The sequence below is a fragment of the Pseudomonas sp. Irchel s3a10 genome (genome assembly GCF_900187525.1).
Classification (GTDB): Bacteria; Pseudomonadota; Gammaproteobacteria; order Pseudomonadales; family Pseudomonadaceae; genus Aquipseudomonas; species Aquipseudomonas koreensis_G.
In genome coordinates, this window is sequence record NZ_FYDR01000004.1 from 199778 (window position 1) to 220788 (window position 21011).

Genomic DNA, 21011 nt, shown 5'->3' on the forward strand with positions numbered 1-21011 from the left:
AATAAGACAGTTAGGTTTGAGTCGGTTCCATAAGTTATTGCTACTTGTTTTGGTTGTAGGGGCTTATGAAAACTTAATGACTTGATAGTTTAACGATAAATACCATTTTTCCCGTGTGCAGCTGTCGCCTTGTTACTGCGCACACTGATCATCTGCTTGATATCGATCCACTCGATGCCTTGGGCTTTGAGTTTGGGCAATTCACGTTCCAATACCGCCAGCGTCTGCGGGTAAGGGTGGCCGATCATCACCGCCGAGCCCTGCTTGCGGGCCAGGCTGATCGCCGTCTGCAACTGGGTGAAGATGGCGGCTTCGGTGCGCTCGTCATCAAGGAACACATCCCGCGATACACTCGCCAGATCGATCTTCTGTGCCTGCTGCGCCGCCACGGTCTGCGCGCTGGTGCGGCTGTCGACGAAGAACTTGTGTCGGCGCTGCAACTCACCCATCAGCCACGCCATCGCCCCCGGTTGTGCAGTCATGCGGCTGCCCATGTGGTTGTTGATGCCGGCGGTGTAGGGGACCATTTTGAACGCGGCGTCGAGGCGCTTTTGCAGTTCCTCGAGCGGTAGCTCGGGATGCCAGGCATACGGGCCGGTGGCCGGGTCCATGGGCATGTGCAGGATCACGATCTTGCCGGCGCGATGGGCTTCGCGGGCAAATTCGGTGGCGTGCGGGGTGTCGGGCATGATCGCCGTGGTCACCGGGCCGGGCAGGGCCAGCACGCGGCGATCCCGGGGCAGGTTCTGCCCCAGGTCGTCGATGATCAGCGTCAGGTAGGCTTTTTGCGCGGTGTTCCTGGCGGGTTCTGCGTGAGCAGCACCCGCCAGACAGCACAGCAGGACGAAGAGCAAACGCAACGACATCCTCAACGGCCGGATGTGATGCTCAGGCCTTTGAGCAGGCTCAGGGCCTGGGCCAGTTGGTAATCGTCATCCTGCGGCATGGCCTTGGCCTTCGCGCCGGAACCGGTCGGCTTGTCCGCGCCGCCGTTACCGTTGCCCAAGTGGCCTTGCAGGTCGGCTTCCTTGAAGTAGTCGCCGTCCGCTTCGTTGGTGATCTTGGCCTTGCGCACTTCGATGTCCGGGACGATGCCCTGCGCCTGGATCGAGCGGCCGTTCGGCGTGAAGTACAGCGCCGTGGTGATCTTCAGCGCGCGGTCGTTGTTCAGCGGCAGCACGGTCTGCACCGAGCCTTTGCCGAAACTGGTGGTGCCCATGACCACGGCGCGTTTCTGATCCTGCAAGGCGCCGGCGACGATTTCCGAAGCCGAGGCGCTGCCACCGTTGATCAGCACGACCATCGGCACCGCTTCGCTTTCGTCCTTGCCGGTGGCGGAGAAGCGCAGTTCGGAGTTGGCGATCCGGCCTTTGGTGTAGACGATCAGGCCTTTCTTGATGAAGTGGTCGACCACTTCCACTGCCGCCTGCAACACGCCGCCCGGGTTGTTGCGCAGGTCGAGGATGATGCCGTTGAGTTTCTTGCCGTTGTCCTTGCGCAACTTGGCCAGAGCCTTGGAGACCTCTTCGCCGGTCTTGACCTGGAACTGGGTGATGCGGATGTAGCCATAGCCCGATTCCAGCAGCTGCGCCTTGACGCTTTTCACTTGAATCACGGCGCGGGCCAGGGTCACGTCGAACGGCGTGCCGCCGTCGCGCACCAGGGTCAGGGTGATCTTCTGGCCGATCTTGCCGCGCATCTTGTCCACGGCTTCGGTCATGGTCTGGCCGCGAGTTGGCGCGCCGTTGATCTTGACGATGAAGTCACCGGCCTGGATGCCGGCCTTCGATGCTGGCGTGTCATCGATCGGCGAGACGACCTTGATGAAACCGTCTTCGGAACCGACTTCGATGCCCAGACCGCCGAATTCGCCACTGGTGCTTTCCTGCAGTTCGGTGAAGTCTTCAGGGCCGAGATACGCGGAGTGCGGATCGAGGTTGCTGAGCATGCCCTTGATCGCGTTTTCCAGCAGGGTCTTGTCGTCCACCGGCTCGACATACGCCGCCTTGATCCGGTCCATGACCTCGGCAAAGGTGCGCAACTCTTCCAGCGGCAACGGTGCCTTGGCGGTCGCGGCAGTGCCTGCCGGGGCGACGGCCGGGGCCGGTTGAGCGGCGAACGCCAGAGGCGCGCCGATCACCAGGGCGATCGTCAGGGCCAGCGAGGTAAGGCGGGACAAATGCAGCATGTCGAACGAACTCCTGAATTAGGCGACGCGCTTATCCTTGCGCGTGACACCATTGCGCCGGATCACTCGGGTGACCCTGCTGACGAATTGCGAAATACAGTGCTGGTGTGTCCTGACCGCCACTGTTACCCACAGTGGAGATCGACTCACCGGCTTTTACCACGTCACCGGCCGACTTGAGCAGTGTCTGGTTGTGACCGTAAAGACTCAGATAACCATTGCCGTGATCAAGGATCACCAGCAGCCCGGCGCCACGCAACCAGTCGGCGAACACCACGCGCCCGCCGTGCACGGCATGCACCTGGCTGCCGGCGGCGGCGCTGATCATCACGCCATCCCACTTGGTGCGGGCATCGTCGCCACGGCTTTCGCCGAAGCGTGCCAGCAATCGACCATCAACCGGCCACGGAAGTTTTCCCCGGGTTGCAGCAAAAGGGCCACCGAAGGTCTCGCCGCTGCTGGACACCAGCGCGCCGGGGGTTGATTTGACTGGTTTTCGTGGGGCGTCGCTGTTGTCAGCCTGCGCCTCACGCAAACGCTTTTTTTCCGCTTCCTGCTGGGCGATCAGCGCTTTCTGCCGCGCTTCTTCTGCCTCACGGGCCTGGCGGGCCAGGGTTTCTTCAATGGTTTTAAGGACTTTAGACAGGTCTGCCTGATCCTGCTCGCGGGCGGCCAGTTTCTGGTCGCGGGCCTTTACGTCATCGTTGAGCTTGGCGAGGACTTGCTGGCGCTCCTTGCGGACCTTTTCCAGTTCGTCGCGCTGGGTGTCGAGGCTGCTTTTCTGCACCAGCAATTGCGCCTGCTGCATGGCGATGTCTTTTTCGACATTGGCCAGTTGGCGCAGGGTTTCGTTGAAGTTCTTCAACTGCTCCAGGCGGGCCTGGCTCAGGTAATCGTAATAGGTGAGGGTGCGGGCGAACTTCTCGGGATTCTGCTGGTTGAGCAGCAGCTTGAGGTATTCCTGACGGCCGTTCTGGTAGGCCGCGCGGGCCTGGATGGCGATCAGTCGCTGCTGTTCAGTGCGCGCGCTCTGGAGTTTTTTTTTCTCCGCATCGAGTCGTTGCAGCTCGGATTCGCTTTTCTTCAGCTCTTTCTGCAGGGCATCGACCTGCTTCTCGAGCTTGCCCATCTCGGTTTCAGTGCCCTTGAGCTCTTTCTGCACACCGGATTTTTCTTCCTGCAGCTTGCCCAGCAGCTTTTTCAGCTCGGCAATGTCCTGACGCGTGGCATCCAGCTGCTGTTGGGTTTGCGCGCGCTCGTCAGCGAAGGCCGGTTGGAGCAGGCAGGTCAGAGCGAGGGCGATCAGGACGCGGAGCATAGAGGCGGGCGGCACCAGGGTAATGGACGGCCTAGTATGCCCGCCCGGGGCTGCAAAAAAAACGCCCAATTGGGCTTGTGTGATAACTGGCTGGAGATACAGCTGAAAATAATCTATGAAGCCACCATAAACCAATGTAGGAGTGAGCCTGCTCGCGATGGTGTTCTCACATTCAACAGAGTAGTTGACTGTCAGATTGCTATCGCGAGCAGGCTCACTCCTACAGGGTTTTGCGGCGTTTTATGGATTCGGTCAGACCAGAATCGAGGTACCAGTCATTTCCGCCGGTTTTTCCAGGCCCAGCAGCATCAGCATGGTCGGTGCCACGTCCGCCAGTACGCCGCCTGCACGGACCTTGAGGTCGCGCTTGCCGACATAAATGAACGGCACCGGCTCGGTGGTGTGCGCAGTGTGCGCCTGGCCAGTGGAGGCGTCGGACATCTGCTCGACATTGCCGTGGTCGGCGGTGATCAGCGCTTCGCCGCCCACCTTTTCCAGCGCCTCGACGATGCGCCCGACGCAGGTGTCCAGGCATTCCACGGCTTTCACCGCAGCGTCGAACACGCCGCTGTGGCCGACCATGTCGCCGTTGGCGTAGTTGACCACGATTACGTCGTAACGCTGATGCTCGATGGCGTCGACGATGCGGTCGGTGACTTCCGGCGCGCTCATTTCCGGTTGCAGGTCGTAAGTGGCGACTTTCGGCGACGGAATCAGGATGCGCTCTTCACCCGGGAACGGCTCTTCGCGGCCACCGGAGAAGAAGAAGGTCACGTGTGCATATTTTTCGGTTTCAGCGATACGCAGCTGGGTCTTGCCGTTTTTCGCCAGATAGTCGCCGAGCACGTTTTCCAGGCTGCCGGCGGCGAAGGCCGATGGCGCAGGGATGCTGGCGGCGTACTGGGTCAGCATGACGAAACCGGCCAGTTTCGGCTGGCGCGCACGTTCGAATTCCTTGAAGTCGTCTTCGACGAATACGCGGGTCAGCTCGCGGGCGCGGTCGGCGCGGAAGTTCATGAACACCACGGCGTCGCCGTCTTCGACCTTGACCGGCTCGCCGATGGTGGTGGCTTTGACGAATTCGTCACTCTCGCCACGGGCGTAGGCGGCGTCGAGGCCTTCCTGGGCGGTGGCCGCGTTGAATTCGGCATTGCCGTCGACGATCAGGTTATAGGCCTGGGATACGCGGTCCCAACGGTTGTCACGGTCCATCGCGTAGTAGCGACCGACGATGCTGGCGATACGGCCCTTGCCGAGCGCCTGGAAGGTCGCGTCGAGCAGTTCGATCGACGAAGCAGCGCTTTTCGGCGGCGTGTCGCGGCCATCGAGGAAAGCGTGCAGGTAGATTTTCTCGGCGCCGCGCTTGAAGGCCAGTTCGGCCATGGCGATCAGGTGATCCTGGTGGCTGTGCACGCCGCCATCGGACAGCAGACCCATGAAGTGCACGGCTTTGTCGGCGGCCACGGCTTTATCCACCGCCGCGCAGATGGTCGGGTTGTCGAAGAACTCACCGTCGCGGATCGCTTTGGTCACGCGAGTGAAGTCCTGATACACCACGCGCCCGGCGCCGAGGTTCATGTGGCCGACTTCGGAGTTGCCCATTTGGCCGTCCGGCAGACCAACGTCCATGCCGCTGCCCGAGATCAGGCCGTTCGGCACCGTGGCCCACAGACGATCGAGCACAGGCTTCTTCGCCGCATACACGGCATTGGATTCGTGGCTGTCACTGTGACCGAAGCCGTCGAGAATCATCAGGACCAAAGGTTTAGGCGTGGTAGTCATGGAATCCACTCGTGGCTAATAAAGAAGAGGGCGATGGAAAAGGGAGTGGCGAGTTTAATGCTTAGTTCCGATCACGTCACCGCCGGACGGGGTTTGGCCCACCATAGTGGCTGTGTATACTGGCCGACATTTTAACGCCCTGGAACCTCCTTCGATGGTTGCTCACCTGATTGAATTTGCCACTAACCACTACATTCTTGTCGGTATCTTCGTCGTACTGCTGGCTCTGCTGCTGGCGCACACGATGCAGGGCGGCGGTAAAAGCCTGAGCACCGGCGAGCTGACCGCACTGGTCAACAAGGACGCAGGCGTGGTGGTGGACATCCGTCCGGCGAAAGATTACGCCGCCGGCCATATCGTTGGCGCGATCAACATTCCTCAAGACAAACTGGCTGCGCGTACCGGCGAGCTGGAAAAGCACAAGGCCAAGACCATCATTCTGGTCGATGCCCTGGGCCAGACTGCTGGTACCCACGCTCGCGAGCTGATGAAATCCGGCTTCACCGCTGCCAAGCTGTCCGGCGGGATCTCCAGCTGGAAAGGCGACAACCTGCCGCTGGTGAAGTGATATGAGCGAAGTCATCGTCTACTCCAGCGACTACTGCCCTTATTGCATGCGAGCCAAGCAATTGCTCGCGAACAAAGGTGTGGCCTTCGAAGAGATCAAGGTCGATGGCAAGCCGCAGATTCGTGCTGCCATGAGCCAGAAGGCCGGACGCACGTCGGTGCCGCAGATCTGGATCGGCGAAAAGCACATCGGCGGTTGTGATGATTTGTATGCCCTGGAGCGCGCGGGCAAGCTCGACGCGTTGCTCAAGGCCTGAACGGCTGCACCCACGTACAGCAATCCCTAAAAGACCCAAGATCAGAAAGGATCTGAGATGACTGACCAACAGAACACTGCAGCCAGCGAAGAAGAAACCGCACCGCAATTCTCCTTGCAGCGCATCTACGTACGCGATCTGTCCTTCGAAGCCCCGAAAAGCCCGGCGATCTTCCGCCAGCAGTGGGACCCGACCGTCGGTCTGGATCTGAACACTCGCCAGAAAGAGCTGGAAGGCGATTTCTACGAAGTCGTGCTGACCCTGTCGGTGACCGTGAAAAACGGTGACGAAGTGGCCTTCATCGCTGAAGTGCAACAGGCCGGTATCTTCCTGATCAAGAACCTGGACGCGGCTTCGATGAGCCACACTCTGGGTGCGTTCTGCCCGAACATCCTGTTCCCGTACGCTCGCGAGACCCTGGACAGCCTGGTGACCCGTGGTTCGTTCCCGGCCCTGATGCTTGCTCCGGTAAACTTCGACGCCCTGTACGCGCAAGAGCTGCAGCGCATGCAGGCTGCGGGCGAGACGCCGACCGTTCAGTAAGTATCTGAGCGACGACGCAAGTCCAATGTGGGAGCGGGCTTGCTCGCGAAAGCGCAGTGTCAGGCGACATCAATGTCATCTGATCCGACGCCTTCGCGAGCAAGCCCGCTCCCACATTTGTTATTCGGTGTTATTTAAAGTCGTTCTGCCGCCACGCTTCGTAAACGGCCACCGCCACGGTGTTGGACAGGTTCAGGCTGCGGCAGCCTTCACGCATCGGCAGGCGCAGGCGCTGTTCGGCGTGCAGCGCGTCGAGCACTTCCGGCGGCAGGCCACGGCTTTCCGGGCCGAAGATGAATGCATCGCCCGGGACGAATGCGGCATCGTGAAACGGCCGCGAGCCTTTGGTGGTAAATGCGAACAGCCGAGGGTTGCCTAGACTCTCAAGGCAACTGGCGAGGTCGGCGTGGCGCTGCAACGTGGCATATTCGTGGTAGTCGAGACCGGCCCGGCGCAAGCGCTTGTCGTCCATCTCGAAACCCAGCGGTTCGATCAAATGCAGGTGGCAGCCGCTGTTGGCGCACAGCCTGATAACGTTGCCGGTGTTCGGCGGAATTTCTGGTTGAAAAAGGATGACGTGAAACATGCACGGCTCCGAAGGTAAAGATGAGCGGCATTCTACGCCGCCTGTGGACAACCGTTCGAAACTATTCCCGCGGGTGATCGGTTCGCTGGCGATTGTCGGCTTGATGGTCGGTTTGATGATCGGTCGCCTGACCATGCCGGACCCCAGTGTGCTGCAGCAGGTCGAGGTTACCGATGACGGCCTGGTGGTGTGGTTCAACAACGAGCCGAAGCTGCATGGCGAAATCATCGATGGCACCGTGGCCCTGTTGTTCCAGGCAGAAGGCCGCGCGCAAAAGGGCCAGCTCAAGCTCAATGGCAAGGATGTGAACTGGCGTACTCGAGTGAGTGACGGTGGGCTGTTGTTGACGGTGCTGGCGGCGCGGCCGCTGCGGGGGGACTGGGCCGGCAGCCAGGTCGATGACCGCTGGCGGCTGGAGATCCATCTCCGGGAGCAATAAAAGCGGGAATCCCCGGCCTGCCTGTACCAGGGTTCCCAAAACGGGGTGGACTTCGCTGAGAGCGTCGGTCCGGTGTAAAGAGGGAACCCCCGGCCTGCCTGTACCAAGGATCCCAAAAGGGTGGGTTCGCCGCGTTGCGGTTTGAACCCGGTGTAAAGAGGGGAATCCCCGGCCTGCCTGTACCAAGGTCCCCGAAACGGGTGGTGAATCGAATTACCTGTGAAGGTTATTGCAGGGGGCGTGCCAGTTTTAGTATTTGGAAACAGAAAAAAGCTTCAGATGCACGAAAGCCCCGTAAATCGGGGCTTTCGTGTTTTTACTGGCTGGTTTTTTCAGTCTTGCCTGGATGGTTTTTGCACAGGCTGCGATGCCCGATCACGGGTCAAGTGCATTAGGTTGGTGCACGGCGGGGCCACTGTGGGAGCGGGCTTGCTCGCGAAGGCGTCGCGTCAGTCACTGATACGTTTCATGAACAGCGCTTTCGTGAGCAAGCCCACTCCCACAGGGGGCGTTGATCAGCCCTCATCCCCCTCATCGTCATCCCCGCCATCCACTTTCATCCCCAGTTCCTTGATCTTGCGCGTCAGGGTATTACGCCCCCAGCCGAGCAATACCGCCGCATCGCGACGACGACCGGCCGTGTGCTTCAGTGCAGTCTCGATCATGATCCGCTCGAACGCCGGCACCGCGCTGTCGAGCAGGCTCGACTGGCCACGGGCCAACGCCTGATCGGCCCACTGGCGTAGCGCCTGCTCCCAGTTGGTCACTGGCGCCGAATCCTGCGGCAGGCTCAGCAGTTCCGGTGGCAGGTCACTGATGTGCACTTCGCGCCCGGAGGCCATCACGGTGATCCAGCGGCAGGTGTTCTCCAACTGCCGCACGTTGCCCGGCCATGGCAGGTTCTTCAGGTATTCCTCGGTTTCGCTTTTCAGCAGCTTCGGCTCCACCGCCAGTTCTTGCGCGGCGCGGCTGAGGAAGTGCTTGGCCAGGGTCGGGATGTCTTCGCGACGGTCCGACAGGCGCGGAATGTGGATGCGGATCACGTTGAGGCGGTGGAACAAGTCCTCACGGAATTTCCCCGCGTGCACCAGGGTTTCCAGATTCTGGTGAGTCGCGGCAATGATCCGCACATCGACCTTGACCGGCACATGCCCGCCGACGCGATAGAACTCGCCGTCGGCCAGCACCCGCAGCAAACGGGTCTGGGTGTCGGCCGGCATGTCGCCGATTTCGTCGAGGAACAGCGTGCCGCCGTCCGCCTGCTCGAAGCGGCCGCGACGCAGGTTGGCCGCGCCAGTGAATGCGCCTTTCTCGTGGCCGAACAGCTCGGATTCCATCAGGTCCTTGGGAATCGCCGCCATGTTCAGCGCGATGAATGGCGAGGCCGCGCGCGGGCTGTGGCGGTGCAGGGCGTGGGCCACCAGTTCTTTACCGGTACCGGATTCGCCGTTGATCAGCACGGTAATGTTGGAGTGGCTCAAGCGGCCGATGGCGCGAAACACTTCCTGCATCGCCGGCGCTTCGCCGATGATTTCCGGGGTGCGGGTCAGCGCCGGCACCACTTCCAGGCCTTGCTGTTCCTGCGCATGCTGATTGGCGCGTTTGACCAGCGATACCGCCTCGTCGACGTCGAACGGCTTGGGCAGGTACTCGAACGCGCCGCCCTGATAGGACGCGACGGCGCTGTCCAGGTCGGAGTGAGCGGTCATTATGATGACCGGCAACCGTGGGTGCTGTTCGCGGATGCGTGCCAGCAGGTCGAGGCCACTGGCGCCCGGCATGCGGATGTCGGAAATGATCACATCGGGCTGCTGACGGGCCAGACGACTCATCACGCCATCGGCGCTGTCGAAGCTCTGCGTGGTCATGCCTTCCTGCTGCAAGGCTTTTTCCAGAACCCAACGGATAGAACGGTCGTCATCGACGATCCACACGGTTTCACTACGGCTCATGTCGATGTGGCTCCTTGTTCCAGTGGCAGAAAGATCGAGAACGTGGTGTGGCCGGGGTGGCTGTCACACTCGATCAGGCCCTGGTGCTGGCTGATGATGTTCTGGGTAATGGCCAGGCCCAACCCGGTACCGTCCGGGCGGCCGCTGACCATGGGAAAGAAGATGGTTTCCTGAAGTTCTGCAGGGATCCCCGGACCGTTGTCGATGATCTCGATTTTGGTCACCAGACGATGGCGGACGTGGCCAATGGTGAACTGGCGCATGGTCCGGGTGCGCAGGCTGATGCGGCCCAGACGCAGCTCGTTCTGGCTGCTGATCGCCTGCATCGCGTTGCGCACGATGTTCAGCACGGCCTGAATCATTTGTTCGCGGTCGATCAATACGTCGGGAATGCTCGGGTCGTAGTCGCGCACCAAGGTGATGCAACCCTGGCTTTCCGCTTCGACCAGTTGGCAGACGCGCTCCAGCACTTCGTGGACGTTGCACAGCGCCAGCGACGGCAGCTTGTTCGAGCCGAGCATGCGGTCGACCAGATTGCGCAGGCGGTCGGCCTCTTCAATGATCACGTTGGTGTAGTCGCGCAGGCTGTCTTCCGGCAGTTCGCGGGCCAGCAACTGCGCGGCGCCCCGGATCCCGCCGAGCGGATTCTTGATCTCGTGGGCGAGGCCGCGCACCAGCATTTTGCTGGTTTCCTGCTTGGACAGTTGCGCCTCTTCCTTGGTGATCCGCAGCAGACGGTCACGCGGGTGCACTTCCAGCAGGAGCATGGTCGCGCCGTTGCTGAGGATCGGCGTCACCGCGTAGTCCACGGTCAGGGTCTGGCCGGTGAGGGCGGTGAGCATCGCTTCGCGCTTGGTGAACGGGTGTGCCTGTTCGACCGCCTGGCGCAGCGAGTTGAGCGCCTCCGTGGACTCGGTGAACAACTCGCTGATGAACTGTCCATGGCTGCGCTGACCGCTGATGGCCAGCAGCATCTCGGCCGCCGGGTTCATGTACTCAAGGCGCAGTTCGGCATCGAGCAGAATGGTAGCGGTGGTCAGGTTGTCGAGCAGCAAACGGTGGATTGCGTCGCTAATAGTCATCGGAGCCTCTTTTGGGGGCGGAGCGTGCGCAAGAAGCAGGCGTCGTTAAACGGAAAATGCAAAAACCAAACCAAGGCTCCGAAAAGAAGCGTTCAACCCGTGAAACAGGCGTTTGACGCTCGTTTGAGTGGCAGGGTGCCAGCTCGAACGGGAAGTTTCGAACCAAAATGGGTTGGAATCTGGGTACGGTGCAGTCTATTGCACCAATATAGTGCGTAAAGCTGAATGGCGTTAGAAGAAGCGCAGGAAGGGGTTTTTTTCTTCGGCGGGTTTGTCTTTCAGCGGACATTCCGGGCGCACGCCGTAGTCCTCGCTGACGCAGGGTTTGACCTGGCGTTTCTGCGCCAGCGAGATGCGCAGCATGTGGAATGGCTGGTTGGCGGTGCGCTCGACAGTGCGACCCTGTTCATCAAGGATTTCCACCGACAGGTTGTGACTGCCCCGGTCGATGTTGCTCAGCGGGAATACCGGACTCAGGCTCGGCTCGCCAGTGGCTTGGCCGTCCAGCAGCAGGCGATAGCGATGGCCCTGCTGCAGGCCGGGCTCGCTGGTGACGCTGACGATCACCTCGCCCGCGCTGCTGCGAAGGGTCGCGTCCGGCTCGGGGATCAGGATGCGCAGCATGTCGTAGTGGAACAGCGGTTGTTCCGCGACCTTTTTTGCAGCGCTGATCGGTGCAGCAGATGTGGGGTTGGCCGACATGCGATTGCTGGTCGCAACAGGTACACGCTTGGCGTTGCCGCGCGGCTGGTCGGTGTAGACGCGATTGCCCTGCGCATCGACGTAGGTGAATACCTCCGCTGAAACGGGCAGTGCCAGCGCACATAGGATCAGCCAGGCAACTCTCATGGTTTGTGCACCCGCTGCACGGTGAACACCACCGCCGGGCTCTGCTGGATGATCGCTTCGCCGTCGATCACCTGTACCGCTAGACGATGTTCGCCGCGATCGACATTTACCAGTTGCAGGATCGGCACGTTGCTCGGCTGGCCATAAGGCGCGTCGTCCAGAACCAGCCTTAATTGGTGCGGCGCCTGCAGGCGCGGCTTGATCAGCACGTTGACAGTGAAAGTGCCATTGTTGGCACGCAGCGCTTCCTCGTCGGGCAGGCCGGTCAGTTCCAGCACTTCATAAACACTGCGTGCCGCGGGGCGTGTGTCGGTGCTGGAGGGCGCTGGCGCGCTCGGTGCCTGTGGCTCGACGCGGTTGAGTGGCGGCAACTCGACCGGCTGCGCCTGAACACCGTCCGGCGAGTGATCGCTGTAAACCGTGTTGCCGTTGGCGTCGGTGTACTTGTAAATCTGCGCGGCGGCGGGCAGGGCGAGCAGCAGCAGGATGTAGAGAAAGGTGCGACCCATGAAATCGACCGGGAAAGAAAACGATGGAGTGCAGCATAGGCCAGGTGCGGCGGTTGGCCCAACCCGGGCCATATCCGGAGATCATTCAGATGCCAAAAATTCCCTGTGGGAGCGGGCTTGCTCGCGAATGCGGTGGGTCATTGACAGAGATGGCGACTGATACGCCGCATTCGCGAGCAAGCCCGCTCCCACAGGGGGTTTGCGTAGCTTCATAAATCGGGGGCAATAAAAAAGGCCTCCCGAAGGAGGCCTCTTTTTGTCACGCCGCGTGGTGCGGCGCTACCGGATCAGCAGCTGTAGTACAGCTCATATTCCAGTGGGTGTACGAAGGTGCGCACCTTGATTTCTTCTTCGGATTTCAGCGCGATGTAAGCGTCGATGAAGTCGTCGGAGAACACGCCGCCCTTGGTCAGGAACGCACGGCCCTTGTCCAGCTCTTCCAGGGCTTCTTTCAGGCTGCCGCAAACTTGCGGGATCTCTTTCGCCTCTTCAGGCGGCAGGTCGTACAGGTTTTTGTCAGCGGCATCGCCTGGGTGGATCTTGTTCTGGATACCGTCCAGGCCGGCCATCAGCAGTGCTGCGAAAGCCAGGTACGGGTTGGCAGCTGGATCCGGGAAACGGGCTTCGATACGACGGCCGCGTGGGCTGTTGACGTAAGGAATACGGATCGAGGCGGAACGGTTGCGCGCCGAGTAGGCCAGCATTACCGGGGCTTCGAAGCCTGGCACCAGACGCTTGTAGGAGTTGGTGGCCGGGTTGGTGAAGCCGTTCAGGGCCTTACCGTGCTTGATGATACCGCCGATGAAGTACAGGGCGGTTTCGGACAGGCCGGCATAGCCTTCACCAGCGAAGGTGTTCTTGCCGTCTTTGGCGATGGACATGTGCACGTGCATGCCCGAGCCGTTGTCGCCGTACAGTGGCTTCGGCATGAAGGTCGCGGTGCGGCCGTAAGCGTCGGCAACGTTGTGGACAACGTATTTCAGAGTCTGAACTTCGTCAGCTTTCTTCACCAGGGTGTTGAACTTGACACCGATTTCGTTCTGACCGGCAGTCGCCACTTCGTGGTGGTGAACTTCAACGGTCTGACCCATTTCTTCCAGTGCGTTGCACATGGCAGTACGGATTTCGTGGTCGTGGTCGAACGGCGGAACCGGGAAGTAGCCACCTTTGACGCCTGGACGGTGACCTTTGTTGCCGCCTTCGATGTCCTGGTCGGACATCCACGAGCCTTGTTCGGAGTAGATCTTGAACATCGAGCCGGAGATGTCCGACTTGAACTTCACTTCGTCGAAGATGAAGAATTCTGGTTCTGGACCGGCGAAGACGGTGTCACCGATACCGGTGGTCTTCAGGTATTCCTCGGCACGGTGAGCGATGGCGCGCGGGTCGCGATCGTAACCTTGCATGGTCGAAGGTTCGATGATGTCGCAAACCAGAATCAGGGTCGCGTCTTCGGTGAACGGGTCGAGAACGGCAGTATCGTCGTCCGGCAGCAGGATCATGTCGGAGGCTTCGATGCCTTTCCAGCCAGCGATGGAGGAACCGTCGAACATCTTGCCGACTTCGAAGAAGTCGTCTTCCAGCGCATCGCGAGCCGGCATGGTCACGTGGTGCTGAGTGCCTTTGGTGTCCGTGAAGCGCAGATCAATCCACTTGACGTCATGATCTTTGATGAGTTGAACCGACTTCGACATAGTGTCCTCCGGGTGGCTTAGGGCTTGGTAGTGGATGCCCTTAATAGGGGTGATGCCGGCGCAGATACTCTGCCAAGGCAACCTGCCTCACAAGGGAGCAAATTGCATGCCAGTGCCCCAGCATGGGTTTTTTGCCCCAAATTCACGCTTGCAGCACTGCAAAGCGCCATAAAGGCGAAAATCTCGCCCCTTAATGTAGCGCTTCAAATCAGAAATGACCCGTTTTGGTGCATGTGAAACCTTCTGCATATTAACTGGTTAAACCTTGAGCAATTTCCGCTATAATCCGCGCCCCCCTTTTTCGGCTGGCCCTGCGCGCGCTGTTTTCATGAAACTAATCGTAAAAGTCTTCCCCGAGATCACCATCAAGAGCCGCCCTGTCCGGATGCGTTTCATCCGCCAGCTGGCCAAGAACATCCGCGCCGTGCTCCGCGATCTGGACCCGGCCGTGGTGGTGAACGGTGTGTGGGACAATCTCGAGCTGGAAACCCGCGTTACCGACCCCAAAGCCTTGAAAGAGATGGGGGAGCGCCTGACCTGCACCCCGGGTGTCGCGCACTTTCTGCAGATCGACGAGTACCCGCTGGGCGACTTCGACGACATCACCGAGAAGTGCAAACAGCACTACGGCGATGTGCTGGCCGGGAAGATTTTCTCGGTGCGCTGCAAGCGTGCCGGCAAGCATCCGTTCAGCTCGATGGACGTTGAAAAATACGTCGGCAGCAAGCTGCGTCGTGAGTGCGGTGCGGCCGGAATCGACCTCAAAGACCCGGAAATCGAAGTTCGCATCGAAGTTCGCGACCAACGGTTGTTTGTCATCCACAGCCAGCACAACGGCATCGGCGGTTACCCGCTCGGCGCCCTGGAGCAGACGCTGGTATTGATGTCCGGCGGCTTTGACTCGACGGTTGCCGCGTACCAGATCATGCGTCGCGGCCTGATGGCGCATTTCTGCTTCTTCAATCTCGGCGGGCGTGCCCACGAATTGGGCGTGATGGAAGTCGCGCATTTCATCTGGAAGAAGTACGGCAGCTCGCAACGCGTGCTATTTGTCAGTGTTCCGTTCGAAGAAGTGTTGGGCGAAATTCTCGGCAAAGTCGATAACAGTCATATGGGCGTCGTATTGAAGCGTATGATGTTGCGCGCATCGTCGGCCATCGCCGACCGGCTGCACATCGATGCGCTGGTCACCGGCGAAGCGATCTCCCAGGTATCGAGCCAGACGCTGCCGAACCTGTCGGTGATCGACTGCGTGACCGACAAACTGGTCCTGCGCCCACTGATCGTCGCGCACAAGCAGGACATCATCGACACGGCCAACGAGATCGGCACCGCCGATTTCGCCCGGCACATGCCGGAGTACTGCGGGGTCATCTCGGTCAATCCGAAGACCGCCGCCAAGCGCCACCGTGTTGAGCACGAAGAGAAAGAATTCGACATGGCGGTTCTCGAGCGTGCGCTCGAAAACGCCAAGCTGGTGCCGATCGATCGAGTGATCGACGAATTGGGCCAGGATTTGCAGATCGAAGAAGTCGGCGAAGCGCTGGCCGGTCAGATCGTCATCGACATCCGTCACCCGGATGCGGCCGAGGATGACCCGCTGGAACTCGCCGGCATAGAAGTACAGACGATGCCGTTCTACGCAGTGAACGCTCGTTTCAAGGAGCTGGATCCGACTCGCCAGTACCTGCTGTATTGCGACAAAGGCGTGATGAGTCGCCTGCATGCTCACCATTTGCTCAGTGAGGGGCATGCCAATGTGCGCGTTTATCGACCGAGCTAAGTGCCCGGGGCTGTTTGCCTGTGGCCTGCGTCACCGGCCCCCCGACACCGCCGTCAAGCTGTAACGGCCATGCCGGACACTACTGTTAATCGCTGCCAAGACTTGTCAGCAAACCGAATCCTCTGATCGAGATACACAAGTGATCGAAAATCTACGTAACATCGCCATCATTGCCCACGTTGACCATGGTAAGACCACCCTGGTAGACAAACTCCTGCGTCAATCCGGCACCCTGGAGCGCAACGAGCTCAACGACGAGCGCGTGATGGACTCCAACGACCAGGAAAAAGAGCGCGGTATTACCATTCTGGCGAAAAACACCGCCATCAACTGGAACGGCTACCACATCAACATCGTGGACACCCCGGGCCACGCCGACTTCGGCGGTGAAGTAGAACGCGTAATGTCGATGGTTGACTCCGTTCTGCTGCTGGTTGACGCTCAAGACGGCCCTATGCCGCAAACCCGTTTCGTGACCAAGAAGGCGTTCGAAGCCGGCCTGCGTCCAATCGTGGTTATCAACAAGGTTGACCGTCCAGGCGCGCGTCCGGACTGGGTTCTGGATCAGATCTTCGACCTGTTCGACAACCTCGGTGCTACCGAAGAACAACTGGACTTCCAGGTTGTTTACGCCTCGGCCCTGAACGGCATCGCCGGTCTGGATCACACCGCCATGGGCGAAGACATGACTGCGCTGTACCAGGCAGTTGTCGACCACGTTCCGCCTCCGGCCGTTGACCGTGACGGTCCGTTCCAGATGCAGATCTCCGCTCTGGACTACAACAGCTTCCTGGGTGTTATCGGTGTTGGCCGTATCGCTCGTGGTCGCGTCAAGCCGAACACCCCGGTTGTCGCTATCAGCGCCGACGGCAAGCGCCGCAACGGTCGTATCCTGAAGCTGATGGGTCACCACGGTCTGCACCGCATTGACGTTGAAGAAGCAGCAGCTGGCGACATCGTCTGCATCAGCGGCTTCGACGAGCTGTTCATCTCCGACACCCTGTGCGACATCAACACCGTCGAGGCCATGAAGCCGCTGACCGTTGACGAGCCAACCGTTTCCATGACCTTCCAGGTAAACGACTCGCCATTCTGCGGTAAAGAAGGCAAGTTCGTGACCTCCCGTAACATCAAGGATCGTCTGGACAAAGAGCTGCTGTACAACGTTGCACTGCGCGTTGAAGAAGGCGACTCGGCTGACAAGTTCAAGGTTTCCGGCCGTGGTGAGCTGCACCTCTCGGTACTGATCGAAACCATGCGTCGCGAAGGCTTCGAGCTGGCCCTGGGCCGTCCTGAAGTGATCATCCGTGAAGTTGACGGCGTGAAGCAGGAACCGTTCGAAAACGTCACCATCGACATCCCTGAAGAATCGCAGGGCAAGGTCATGGAAGAGATGGGTCTGCGTAAGGGCGACCTGAGCAACATGGTGCCGGATGGCAAGGGCCGTGTTCGTCTGGAATACAACATCCCTGCTCGCGGTCTGATCGGTTTCCGTAACCAGTTCCTGACCCTGACCAACGGTGCTGGCATCCTGACCTCGATCTTCGATCGTTACGCTCCAGTGAAGTCGGGCCACATGTCCGGCCGTCAGAACGGCGTTCTGGTTTCGGTTGAAACCGGCAAGGCACTGACCTACTCGCTGGAAACCCTGCAGGCTCGTGGCAAGCTGTTCGTAGAACACGGCCAGGAGATCTACAACGGTCAGATCGTTGGTCAGAACAGCCGCGACAACGACCTGGGTGTGAACCCTACCAAAGGCAAGAAGCTCGACAACATGCGTGCTTCGGGTAAAGACGAAACCATCGCTCTGGTACCACCTGTTCGCTTCACTCTGGAACAGGCTCTGGAATACATCCAGGAAGACGAGCTGTGCGAAGTGACTCCTAAGTCCATCCGTCTTCGCAAGAAGATCCTGGACGAAAGCGAGCGTACCCGCGCTGCCAAGAAAGCCAAGGCGTAATTTAGCCCGAGCTTGAAAAAAACGCCCCCGGTCGCGAGACCGGGGGCGTTTTTGTTTGTCTGGGGTTCAACTGAGGGTTGTGCGGTGTTGGTGCTGGCCTATTCGCGAGCAAGCCCGCTCCCACAGTAGATCTTTGGTGAACACAACTCTTGTGTACGCCATCTATTCCCTGTGGGAGCGGGCTTGCTCGCGAAGGCGGCCTAACAGGCGCCACAAATTTCAGGAAAGATCAAAACTTCTCGATCGACCGCGAATTCTGCACCCGCTCGACTTCTTTCGGCTTGTACGCGCAATACCCTGGACGCGGGCCGATCTTCGGGTGGTTGCGGCAGGTGTCCGGGCGCTTGTCATAAATGGTGCACAGGCGGCTTTTACGATCCAGGTAGTAGCAATCGTTGTTGCTCATGCGCTGCAGGGTGAAGATCCCCGACTTCTGATTGAAGCGCTCGACCAGACCTTCCTTTTGCAGGCGCTTGGCGATGTTCTTCGGCGGATCGCCCAGCTCGAACTCGTCGACCACACCGATGCGTACCAGGTCCTTGATCTTGACCTCGACCGGCAGGGTGCAGCAGCTGGAGACACAAGAGCCGCACATCGGGGCCGAATATTTGGCCCACGTATCGAGACGGTCGATCTCGGCGGCGGCAATCAGGTTGGGCTTCATCATCGGGGGTTACCAGGCGTGTGTGCATCAGGGCGCGCGATCATACCGGGACTGGTGGATTTTTGAACAACCTTTCGCCAGATTTTTGCAAACGCCACGCAAATGCCATTCAGTCCGGCACGGCCCCTGCATTCATTAGCCCACTCGCCAAGGTAATGCCGGGCTATCTCAACGTCTTCGGAAAAACTGCCGAACCTGCGCCTCTACCGTCGGTCAGACCGTCTAGGCTCAGACATTTCCCCGCTCGCTCGAGGTCCTATCGATGACTCAAGAACCACTAGTTCGCGAAGCAGAGGTGGCCGCATTCCGCGATGCCGTCCTGACCAAACTCACCTACGCGGTGGGCAAAGACCCGGATCACGCCTTCGACCATGACTGGTTCGAAGCCATTGCCCTGGCTGCGCGCGACCACATGGTCGAACACTGGATGGACCACACCCGGCAGATCTACCGCAAAGGCCAGAAGCGGGTGTATTACCTCTCGCTGGAATTTCTCATCGGCCGTTTGCTCTACGACAGCCTGAGCAACCTCGGCCTGCTCGACGTCGCCCGTGAAGCGCTGACCGAACTCGGTGTCGATCTGGAACGCATCCGTCTGCTGGAACCCGATGCGGCTCTCGGCAACGGCGGCCTCGGACGCCTGGCGGCGTGCTTCATGGAAAGCATGTCGACCCTCGGCATCGCCGGGCACGGCTATGGCATTCGCTACGAGCACGGGCTGTTCCGGCAGGCCATCGTCGATGGCTGGCAGCAGGAGCAGACCGAGCACTGGCTGGACTTCGGCAACCCGTGGGAATTTGAACGTCCGGAGGTGGTGTACACCATCGGCTTCGGCGGCAGTGTCGAAACCGTCACCGATGCCAGCGGCAAAACCAAACAGGTCTGGTCGCCAGCAGAAACCGTACGGGCGATTGCCTACGACACGCCGGTGGTCGGCTGGCGCGGGGCGAGCGTCAACACCTTGCGCCTGTGGCGCGCGCGCGCCATGGAAGATCTGCACCTGGAGCGTTTCAACGCCGGTGACCACCTGGGTGCCGTCGCCGAAGTGGCCCGGGCTGAAAGTATCTCCCGGGTTCTCTATCCCGCCGACAGCACCGAGGCGGGCCAGGAACTGCGCCTGCGTCAGGAATACTTCTTCGTTGCCGCGTCCTTGCAGGACTTGCTGCGTCGCCATCGCAACATGCACACCTCGGTGCTGACCCTGGGCGATCACGCGGCGATCCAGCTCAACGACACCCACCCTTCGATTGCCGTCGCCGAACTGATGCGCCAACTGGTCGACGTCTACGACGTGGCCTGGGATGCCGCGTGGCAAGTCACCGTCGACACGCTGTCGTACACCAACCACACGCTGCTGCCCGAAGCGCTGGAAACCTGGCCGGTCGGCCTGATGGAACGCATGCTGCCGCGGCACATGCAGATCATTTATCTGATCAATGCGCAGCACATCGACTCGCTGCGCGCCAAAGGCATTCATGATTTCGACGTGCTGCGCGCGGTGTCGTTGATCGAAGAGGACAACGGTCGCAGGGTGCGCATGGGTAACCTCGCGTTCCTCGGTTCGCACAGCGTCAACGGCGTGTCCGGGCTGCACACGCAGTTGATGCGCAAGACCGTGTTCGCCGAATTGCACAAGCTCTACCCGGAGCGGATCAACAACAAAACCAACGGCATCACCTTCCGCCGCTGGCTGTTCCAGGCCAACTCCGAACTGACCTCGATGCTGGTCGACTCCCTCGGCCCGGAGGTGCTGGATAACCCGGAAGAGCGCTTGCTCGATCTGGAACCGTTCGCCGAGAAACCCGCCTTCCGCAAAGCCTTCGCCGAACAGCGCCTGCACAGCAAAAAGGCCTTGGCCTATCTGATTCACGAGCGGCTGGGGATCGCGGTCAACCCGGCGGCGATGTTCGACGTGCAGGTCAAACGTATCCACGAATACAAGCGCCAGTTGCTCAACCTGATGCACACCGTGGCGCTGTATCAGGCAATCCGTGCCGAGCCGGAAGTCGACTGGGTACCCCGGGTGAAAATCTTCGCCGGTAAAGCGGCGGCCAGTTATCACCAGGCCAAATTGATCATCAAGCTGACCAACGACATCGCCCGGGTGGTGAACAACGACCCAACGGTGCGCGGCCTGCTCAAAGTGGTGTTCCTGCCCAACTACAACGTCAGCCTGGCCGAGAGCATCATTCCGGCGGCGGACTTGTCCGAGCAGATTTCCACCGCCGGTTTCGAAGCCTCGGGCACCAGCAACATGAAGTTCGGCCTCAACGGTGCGCTGACCATCGGCACCCTCGACGGTGCCAACGTGGAGATGTGCGAGCGCATCGGTGCCGAGCACATGTTCATCTTCGGCCTCAGCGCACAGCAGGTCGAGGCGCGCAAACAGAACCACGAGTTCAGCGCCGTACCGGACATCGCTGCGTCTCATCGTCTGAACGATGTGCTGCAAGCGATCCGCAGTGGTGTGTTCTCGCCGGACGATACCTCGCGTTACACCGGACTGATCGACTCGCTGGTGGACTACGACCGCTTCCTGGTCTGCGCGGACTTCGATTCCTACTGGGAAGCGCAAAAACGCGTCGACGCGCACTGGCACGACGCCAACAACTGGTGGCGTTCGGCGGTGCTCAACACGGCACGGATGGGCTGGTTCTCGTCCGACCGGACGATTCGCGAGTACGCCACGGATATCTGGAAGGCACTGGAGTGATTTTCTGCAACAAATGTGCGTAAGGCCCAACGTTTGTTGGGCCGGATCGATATACTGAGCGCCGGTTACCGGGCTGTTCAGTCACCACTGATCCAATGTAGGAGTGAGCCTGCTCGCGATAGCGC

The 21011-nt window shown here is 60.1% G+C and carries 18 protein-coding genes; 7 read left to right on the forward strand and 11 right to left on the reverse strand.

The annotated features are described in order from the left end of the window. Positions 1 to 89: 89 nt before the first annotated feature. From CKW11_RS13840 to gpmI, 4 genes are all read right to left on the reverse strand, one after another. Complete coding sequence (locus tag CKW11_RS13840) at positions 90 to 866, reverse strand: divergent polysaccharide deacetylase family protein (protein ID WP_095137965.1); 777 nt, start codon at positions 864 to 866, stop codon at positions 90 to 92. A 2-nt stretch (positions 867 to 868) separates the two neighbouring features. Continuing rightward, entirely contained in the window at positions 869 to 2188 is a 1320-nt protein-coding gene (locus CKW11_RS13845) for a S41 family peptidase (protein WP_047600888.1), read from the reverse strand. 31 nt (positions 2189 to 2219) lie between these two features. Further along, positions 2220 to 3506, reverse strand: coding sequence for a murein hydrolase activator EnvC (locus CKW11_RS13850; RefSeq protein WP_027611262.1), 1287 nt, complete (start codon positions 3504 to 3506; stop codon positions 2220 to 2222). 252 nt (positions 3507 to 3758) lie between these two features. Beyond that, positions 3759 to 5288 carry a 2,3-bisphosphoglycerate-independent phosphoglycerate mutase gene (gene gpmI / locus CKW11_RS13855; RefSeq protein WP_095137966.1) on the reverse strand — a complete coding sequence of 510 codons (1530 nt, stop codon included), beginning with the start codon at positions 5286 to 5288 and terminating at the stop codon, positions 3759 to 3761. Positions 5289 to 5442: 154 nt separating this feature from the next. On the opposite strand from gpmI, the gene CKW11_RS13860 reads away from it, so the two are divergent. The 3 genes from CKW11_RS13860 to secB are packed head-to-tail and all read left to right on the forward strand — an operon-like array spanning position 5443 to position 6655. Further along, complete coding sequence (locus CKW11_RS13860) at positions 5443 to 5856, forward strand: rhodanese-like domain-containing protein (RefSeq protein ID WP_007961724.1); 414 nt, start codon at positions 5443 to 5445, stop codon at positions 5854 to 5856. A gap of 1 nt (position 5857) precedes the next feature. Further along, complete coding sequence (grxC, locus tag CKW11_RS13865) at positions 5858 to 6112, forward strand: glutaredoxin 3 (RefSeq protein WP_003220774.1); 255 nt, start codon at positions 5858 to 5860, stop codon at positions 6110 to 6112. Positions 6113 to 6169: 57 nt separating this feature from the next. Beyond that, positions 6170 to 6655, forward strand: coding sequence for a protein-export chaperone SecB (gene secB / locus CKW11_RS13870; RefSeq protein WP_025110924.1), 486 nt, complete (start codon positions 6170 to 6172; stop codon positions 6653 to 6655). Positions 6656 to 6785: 130 nt separating this feature from the next. On the opposite strand, the gene CKW11_RS13875 is transcribed toward secB, so the two are convergent. Further along, a complete protein-coding gene (locus CKW11_RS13875; protein ID WP_095137967.1) occupies positions 6786 to 7241 on the reverse strand; it encodes a tRNA (cytidine(34)-2'-O)-methyltransferase in 456 nt (151 codons plus the stop codon). On the opposite strand from CKW11_RS13875, the gene CKW11_RS13880 reads away from it, so the two are divergent. Continuing rightward, positions 7240 to 7680 carry a hypothetical protein gene (locus CKW11_RS13880; protein ID WP_095137968.1) on the forward strand — a complete coding sequence of 147 codons (441 nt, stop codon included), beginning with the start codon at positions 7240 to 7242 and terminating at the stop codon, positions 7678 to 7680. The two genes, CKW11_RS13875 and CKW11_RS13880, sit on opposite strands and share 2 nt — an antisense overlap. Before the next feature lie 515 nt (positions 7681 to 8195). Here the strand turns inward: CKW11_RS13880 and ntrC are convergent. The 5 genes from ntrC to glnA form a co-directional block, all read right to left on the reverse strand. Beyond that, entirely contained in the window at positions 8196 to 9632 is a 1437-nt protein-coding gene (gene ntrC, locus CKW11_RS13890; protein WP_007961729.1) for a nitrogen regulation protein NR(I), read from the reverse strand. Further along, the gene (gene glnL, locus CKW11_RS13895) at positions 9629 to 10714 is read right to left on the reverse strand and encodes a nitrogen regulation protein NR(II) (RefSeq protein ID WP_007961730.1); all 1086 of its coding nucleotides are present in this window, start codon (positions 10712 to 10714) and stop codon (positions 9629 to 9631) included. The genes ntrC and glnL overlap by 4 nt, the downstream gene beginning before the upstream one ends. Positions 10715 to 10945: 231 nt before the next feature. Beyond that, positions 10946 to 11563, reverse strand: coding sequence for a DUF4124 domain-containing protein (locus CKW11_RS13900; RefSeq protein WP_095137969.1), 618 nt, complete (start codon positions 11561 to 11563; stop codon positions 10946 to 10948). Then, a complete protein-coding gene (locus CKW11_RS13905) occupies positions 11560 to 12072 on the reverse strand; it encodes a DUF4124 domain-containing protein (RefSeq protein ID WP_095137970.1) in 513 nt (170 codons plus the stop codon). The genes CKW11_RS13900 and CKW11_RS13905 overlap by 4 nt, the downstream gene beginning before the upstream one ends. Before the next feature lie 287 nt (positions 12073 to 12359). Next, positions 12360 to 13766 (reverse strand): glutamate--ammonia ligase, encoded by a 1407-nt coding sequence (glnA, locus tag CKW11_RS13910; protein ID WP_007961736.1) that lies wholly within the window; start codon positions 13764 to 13766, stop codon positions 12360 to 12362. 328 nt (positions 13767 to 14094) lie between these two features. Here glnA and thiI point away from each other — a divergent pair, with 328 nt between their 5' ends. Together thiI and typA are read left to right on the forward strand one after the other, a co-directional pair. Continuing rightward, entirely contained in the window at positions 14095 to 15549 is a 1455-nt protein-coding gene (gene thiI / locus CKW11_RS13920) for a tRNA uracil 4-sulfurtransferase ThiI (protein WP_027611269.1), read from the forward strand. A 139-nt stretch (positions 15550 to 15688) separates the two neighbouring features. After that, positions 15689 to 17509, forward strand: a complete 1821-nt coding sequence (typA, locus tag CKW11_RS13925) for a translational GTPase TypA (RefSeq protein ID WP_007961739.1) — start codon at positions 15689 to 15691, stop codon at positions 17507 to 17509. A 229-nt stretch (positions 17510 to 17738) separates the two neighbouring features. Here typA and CKW11_RS13930 read toward each other — a convergent pair whose 3' ends face one another. Then, complete coding sequence (locus CKW11_RS13930) at positions 17739 to 18176, reverse strand: YkgJ family cysteine cluster protein (protein WP_007961740.1); 438 nt, start codon at positions 18174 to 18176, stop codon at positions 17739 to 17741. Between the two features lie 259 nt (positions 18177 to 18435). On the opposite strand from CKW11_RS13930, the gene CKW11_RS13935 reads away from it, so the two are divergent. Then, the gene (locus CKW11_RS13935; RefSeq protein ID WP_095137971.1) at positions 18436 to 20886 is read left to right on the forward strand and encodes a glycogen/starch/alpha-glucan phosphorylase; all 2451 of its coding nucleotides are present in this window, start codon (positions 18436 to 18438) and stop codon (positions 20884 to 20886) included. The last annotated feature ends 125 nt before the right edge of the window (positions 20887 to 21011 follow it).